This window comes from Microbacterium sp. ZW T6_19, from assembly GCF_044987465.1.
GTDB lineage: Bacteria > Actinomycetota > Actinomycetes > Actinomycetales > Microbacteriaceae > Microbacterium > Microbacterium natoriense_A.
Genome location: NZ_JBJDRH010000022.1, coordinates 1 through 2,784 on the forward strand (window position 1 = coordinate 1; position 2,784 = coordinate 2,784).

Below are 2,784 nucleotides of genomic sequence, written 5' to 3' on the forward strand. Positions count from 1 at the left end.
CGCCGACGTGCTCCCCGACGTGGTGGTGAGCGGCGAGTTCTCGGCGACCACACCTGACGAGCTGAGGGATCTGCAGGCCGTCGCCGCGGCCACCGCGCGCAGCGGCGTCCCTCCCATCGCCAAGCCGGGTCAGATCATCATCCCGATGGCCGCAGGCACGTACACGATGACCGACGGATTCGGGGCGAGCCGTCCCGGCCGCAGCCACATGGGGCAGGATTACGCGGCTCCCATCGGCACGCCCATCTACGCGTCGGCCGACGGCGTCGTGACGATGTCTCAGGACAGCTACGGCGGCTACGGCGTGACCGTGCAGGTGCAGCACGACGAAGACGGCAGCGTGACGACCCTCTACGGGCACATGAACTACGGCAGCCGCGCCGTTCAGCCCGGCGATCACGTCGTCGCGGGGCAGTTCCTGGGCCGGGTCGGCAACACCGGCTACACGATCGGCTCCTGCCTGCACTTCGAGGTGCGCATCAACGGCGCCCAGATCAACCCGGTTCCCTGGCTCGAGGCGCACGTCCGGTAATCCGGTACCACTGCGCTTCCGCGCGGGCGGTCAGCCGCCGGAGGGGTTCTCGACCGGCGCGCCGTCGTCGTCAGTCGTCTCGTCGTCGAGGATGTCGTCGGTCGACGTGTCGTCGGGCTCTTCCGGGGCGCCACCGGACGCGGTGTCGGCCTCTTCATTCGGGCCGGGGGTTCCGTGGGTGTTGTGCGGATCGCTCATCGCCATCTCCTCTGTTCGTTCCCGCGACCGTATCGGTGAGCGGGGCGGAGGCGAGCGGGGGTTGACGGGTCTGCGGCGGTGGAGGACACTGCGGTATTGCGTGCTTGGGGCGCGACGCGCGCATCGGGCTCTGCGGCTAGACGGACTCTCGCCGAATCGACGGGCACGCGATGAGAAGCGGCCCGCTCGTCGGAGCGGACTCCATTCCCAGCAGCACGCGAACCCCGGTGGCGCCGAGTTCGTAGTGCGGCAGGGCGACGGTCGACAGCGGTGGGCGCAAGTGCGCGGCGATGACATCCTGATTGTCGAAGCCGATCACGGCGATGTCATCGGGAATGCGCAGGCCCTGGTCGCGAAGCCCGTCGTAGAGACCCATCGCGACGCGGTCGTTGTGGCAGAACGCTGCCGTCGCACCGGAGGCGAGAATCGCCGCCGTCGCGGCGTATCCGCCTTCCTGTTCCGGTGAGGCCGGCACCACGAGGGCCTCGTCGAACGCGATTCCGGCCTCTTCGAGCGCCGACCGGTAGCCGGCCAGTCGTCCGGACTGCGCAGGCGAAGGCGTGGTGGTGTTGATGAAGGCGATGCGGCGATGTCCCGCCCCGAGCAGCTCCTGGGTCGCGGTGCGCCCTCCCTGCACCTCGTCGGGAACGACGGAGGGCAGGCCGCTCTCCGAGGCGAAGCAGTCGACCAGAACCGTGTCGGTCTGATGCAGCGCCTCCGGCACGGCGATCTCGCGGTGATACCAGGTCGAGTAGAGGATGCCGTGCACCTGGTGCTCCAACATCATCGCGATCGCGTCGCCCTCCACTGCTTCGTTGCCATCCGTGTTGGCGACGAGCAGCACGTACCCGTGCTTCCACGCCTCATCCTGAGCGCCGTGGATGATCTGACCGGCGAAGGGCGTGGTGGCGACCTGATCGGTGACCAGCCCGATGAAGCGCGACGTGCCCTGCGACAGGGTCTTGGCGAGCGCATTCGGCCGGTAGCCGAGCGCGGCGACCGCCTCCTGCACCCGCAGCCTCGTGTCCTCGCCGATGCGCGCACCGGCCTTGTCGTTGACGACGTGCGACACGGTCGCCACCGACACGCCCGCCGCCTTCGCGACGTCGCGCATGGTCACGCTGCCCCCGTGCGCTCCCGAAGAGGTGCTCATCCCTTGGTCGCTCCGCTCTCCAGGCCGTAGATCATCGCCTTGTTCAAGACCAGGAACACCAGCAGCAGCGGCGTCACCGTGACGCACACGGCGGCGAAGGTCGCCGTCCAATCGGTGTTCCCCATCGCCCCAATGTAGTTCTGCAGACCGAGCGGGATGGTCTTCAGCCCGTCGGAGAGCACGAAGGTGTTCGCGAAGATGAAGTCGTTCCAGATGAAGATGCTGTTCACCAGCACCACCGTGATGATCGTGTTGACCGACAGCGGCGACGTGATCCTGAGGAAGATCCGGTACGGTCCCGCGCCGTCGAGCGAGGCCGCCTCGTAGGTCTCCCGTGGGATGTACTCGTAGAACGACGAGAACAGGTAGACCGACATCGGCAGGGCGAACGCCGCGAGCGGGATGATCATCGACAGGTGCGTGTCGAGGAGCCCGACCTGCGAGTAGTCGATGAACAGCGGCACCAGGGCGATCTGCACCGGGACGATGATGCCCAGGAGGAACAGCGCGCGCACGAATCCGCTGAACCGGAACCCGAGCACCTGCAGGGCGAAGGCCGCCATCATGCCAGCCACCACGATCAGCGCGCTCGCCCCCAGAGTGACGATCAGGCTGTTCAGGATGTTCAGCCAGAGGTTGCCCGTCGTGAACGCTCGCCCGTAGTTCTCGAGCGTGAACGACGACGGCAGCGCGAACGGATTGCCGGCGGCGAAGTCGTTCGCCGTGCGGAAGCTCGTCAGGAACAGCCACGCCAGCGGGTACACCTGCACGATGACGATCAGGGCGACGGTCACGGTCAGCAGGGTCCGCTGCACCTGCAGGCGAGTGCTGCCGGTGCGGCGGACCCTGCTGACCGTGACCGTCGCCCTGATCGTCATCGTGCAGGTGTACCCGCTGGCGT

At 67.6% G+C, this 2,784-nt stretch carries 4 protein-coding genes; 1 reads left to right on the forward strand and 3 read right to left on the reverse strand.

What is annotated here, in order from left to right:
• The coding region (locus ACI3KT_RS18470) for a M23 family metallopeptidase (RefSeq protein WP_404905870.1) at nt 1-532 on the forward strand (532 nt) is incomplete at its 5' end.
• Nucleotides 533-562: 30 nt separating this feature from the next.
• On the opposite strand, the gene ACI3KT_RS18475 is transcribed toward ACI3KT_RS18470, so the two are convergent.
• The 3 genes from ACI3KT_RS18475 to ACI3KT_RS18485 form a co-directional block, all read right to left on the reverse strand.
• On the reverse strand, nt 563-730 hold the full coding sequence (locus ACI3KT_RS18475; RefSeq protein ID WP_307293285.1) for a hypothetical protein: 168 nt from the start codon (nt 728-730) through the stop codon (nt 563-565).
• Between the two features lie 136 nt (nt 731-866).
• Nucleotides 867-1,883, reverse strand: a complete 1,017-nt coding sequence (locus ACI3KT_RS18480) for a LacI family DNA-binding transcriptional regulator (protein ID WP_404905871.1) — start codon at nt 1,881-1,883, stop codon at nt 867-869.
• A complete protein-coding gene (locus ACI3KT_RS18485) occupies nt 1,880-2,761 on the reverse strand; it encodes a carbohydrate ABC transporter permease (RefSeq protein ID WP_404905872.1) in 882 nt (293 codons plus the stop codon). The genes ACI3KT_RS18480 and ACI3KT_RS18485 overlap by 4 nt, the downstream gene beginning before the upstream one ends.
• Nucleotides 2,762-2,784: the final 23 nt, after the last annotated feature.

Coding starts and splice junctions, on each gene's coding strand:
- ACI3KT_RS18475 (WP_307293285.1), bottom strand. CDS start 730: ATGAGCGATCCGCACAACACCCACGGAACCCCCGGCCCGAATGAAGAG.
- ACI3KT_RS18480 (WP_404905871.1), bottom strand. CDS start 1,883: ATGAGCACCTCTTCGGGAGCGCACGGGGGCAGCGTGACCATGCGCGAC.
- ACI3KT_RS18485 (WP_404905872.1), bottom strand. CDS start 2,761: ATGACGATCAGGGCGACGGTCACGGTCAGCAGGGTCCGCCGCACCGGC.